Below are 2,041 nucleotides of genomic sequence, written 5' to 3'. Positions count from 1 at the left end.
GGGAATTTAGGGGATTTTGGGGAATTTTGCAAAGGTCTCCGGCAGATTATTTTTTCTCTTGCTGACGCGTGTACACCAAAGAAGTTAGGATGGACGCACCCAGTGCGCCGAAGACGACGGACAGGGAAATGGAAATCGGGATATGCACCCAGTGCATAATCAACATCTTGATACCGATAAAGCTCAACACGAAAGCCAAGCCGTATTTGAGGAAAATAAAGCGTTCGGCAAAGTCTGCCAGTAAAAAGTACATGGCACGCAGGCCCAAGATGGCAAAAATGTTGGAAGTGAGGACGATGAAAGGGTCGGTCGTTACGGCAAAAATAGCGGGGATGCTGTCCACGGCAAAGATGACGTCGCTCAATTCGATCATAATCAATACCAGCAAAAGCGGCGTAGCGATGCGTTTGCCGTTTTCGATGGTAAAGAATTTTTCACCGTCAAACTGTTGGCTGGTCGGGATGACTTTTTTGAGCAGGGTCAGGATCTTGTTTTGGGAAAGGTCTTCTTCAGCTTCGGCTTCGGGCTTCATCATGTGAATGCCGGTGTATAAGAGGAATGCGCCGAAGAGGTACAAAATCCATTCAAATTGTTGTACCAAGGCTGCGCCGATGAAGATCATGATGGCGCGCAGGACAATGGCGCCGAATACGCCATAGAGCAAGACGCGGTGTTGGAATTTGGGTTCGACTTTGAAGTAGCCGAAAATCATCAGAAAAACGAAGATGTTGTCGACGGCAAGGGATTTTTCGAGTACGTAGCCGGTGAAGAATTCGAGGACTTTTTCTCTGGCGACAACGGCCCCGTAAGTTGGGTTGCCCGCCAGTTCAAAATAGAGCCAGCCTGCAAATGTGCAGGATACGGCCACCCAAATGCCGCTCCAGGCGAGGGCTTCTTTGATGCTGACTTTGTGGGCGCCGTTTTTTTTCAGCGATACCATATCGATGGCGATCATGATTAAGACGGCAATAAAGAAGATGCCGTAAAACATCGGCGAGCCGACGGACGGGTATTGGGTCATAAACAATCCTTGTGTGTGGGGTATGGGTAAGGTTTACCAAGACAGGTAGAACATCGCCTTGGCAAAAAAGACGATAAACAGCATATGGCTGAATACGACGGCGTGTATGTATTTCGACCAGCCGACGGTGAGGGTGTGCCGTGCCATTTTGACAACGGCGATGGCAAAATGTACCAAAACGCTTATTGCCAACAGGATTTTGATGCTCAGCATGATGCCGAAAGAGCTGTCGAATGGGTGGTGAAGTATCGGCAGGTAGCGGTTGTACACCATCACGATGCCGCTGATGAACAAGGTAATGACGACAGGCGGCATTACGCGGACGGCACGATGGGACATGGCACGTTCGACTTCGCGGCGTGATTCGCGCGAAACGCGGCCGGTGTGTAAAACGGAGAGAACCAGCATTTCGAAAAATACGCCGCCGACAAAGGCAATCGCGCAATAAACGTGGATGATGTGTGCCAGTGCGTAGATACTCATGACGGGTGTTTCCGGTAATTCAGACAAGTCGTCATTGTATCACTACCGAATGCGGTTGATGTATGCGCAATTTTATGCCAAATATATTAAATTTTATAAATATTCTATTGGAATTGCCGTTTATTTTTGAAGTTAACCGTTCATCAAAAGCGTTATCTTAGTTTAATCTGTCTTTACTTATCAGAAAATATATTAATGAAAGGTTGTGCCATACTGCTCCATATAAAGCTTAACCTCTGATGGAGAATCAAACCATGAAGAAAACTTTTGTAAAAACTGTGACCTTGATCATGCTGGCCGCTTCTTTGGGTGCATGTGCCAATATGACTCAAACCCAACGCAACACTGCTGCTGGTGCGGTATTGGGTGGCGTGGCAGGTAACTTGATTGGTGGCGATACCGGCTCTACCTTGGGTGGTGCGGCTTTGGGTGGTGTTATCGGCAGTCAAGTTCATACCCGCTACTAATCCTTTATTCGGTTAAAAATAAAAAGGCCGAGACCTTTGCAAAATTCCCCAAAATCCCCTAAATTCCCAC

Annotated in this window: 3 protein-coding genes; 1 reads left to right on the top strand and 2 read right to left on the bottom strand. The window is 47.5% G+C overall.

Annotated features, from left to right (window positions below; translation table 11 throughout):
- Nucleotides 1-46: 46 nt before the first annotated feature.
- Both O3682_RS11660 and O3682_RS11655 read right to left on the bottom strand, forming a co-directional pair.
- A complete protein-coding gene (locus O3682_RS11660) occupies nt 47-1,021 on the bottom strand; it encodes a TerC family protein (protein ID WP_371510179.1) in 975 nt (324 codons plus the stop codon).
- A 33-nt stretch (nt 1,022-1,054) separates the two neighbouring features.
- The gene (locus O3682_RS11655; protein WP_070814098.1) at nt 1,055-1,504 is read right to left on the bottom strand and encodes a CopD family copper resistance protein; all 450 of its coding nucleotides are present in this window, start codon (nt 1,502-1,504) and stop codon (nt 1,055-1,057) included.
- A 254-nt stretch (nt 1,505-1,758) separates the two neighbouring features.
- On the opposite strand from O3682_RS11655, the gene O3682_RS11650 reads away from it, so the two are divergent.
- On the top strand, nt 1,759-1,971 hold the full coding sequence (locus O3682_RS11650; RefSeq protein ID WP_371510178.1) for a YMGG-like glycine zipper-containing protein: 213 nt from the start codon (nt 1,759-1,761) through the stop codon (nt 1,969-1,971).
- Nucleotides 1,972-2,041: the final 70 nt, after the last annotated feature.

Origin of the sequence: Neisseria sp. 27098_8_112 (assembly GCF_041433235.1) — a bacterium.
In the GTDB taxonomy this organism is placed as follows: Bacteria; Pseudomonadota; Gammaproteobacteria; order Burkholderiales; family Neisseriaceae; genus Neisseria.
The sequence above is the reverse complement of the archived record's forward strand: the minus strand, read 5'-3'. Positions and strand labels throughout refer to the sequence as shown.

Coding starts and splice junctions, on each gene's coding strand:
- O3682_RS11660 (WP_371510179.1), bottom strand. CDS start 1,021: ATGACCCAATACCCGTCCGTCGGCTCGCCGATGTTTTACGGCATCTTC.
- O3682_RS11655 (WP_070814098.1), bottom strand. CDS start 1,504: ATGAGTATCTACGCACTGGCACACATCATCCACGTTTATTGCGCGATT.
- O3682_RS11650 (WP_371510178.1), top strand. CDS start 1,759: ATGAAGAAAACTTTTGTAAAAACTGTGACCTTGATCATGCTGGCCGCT.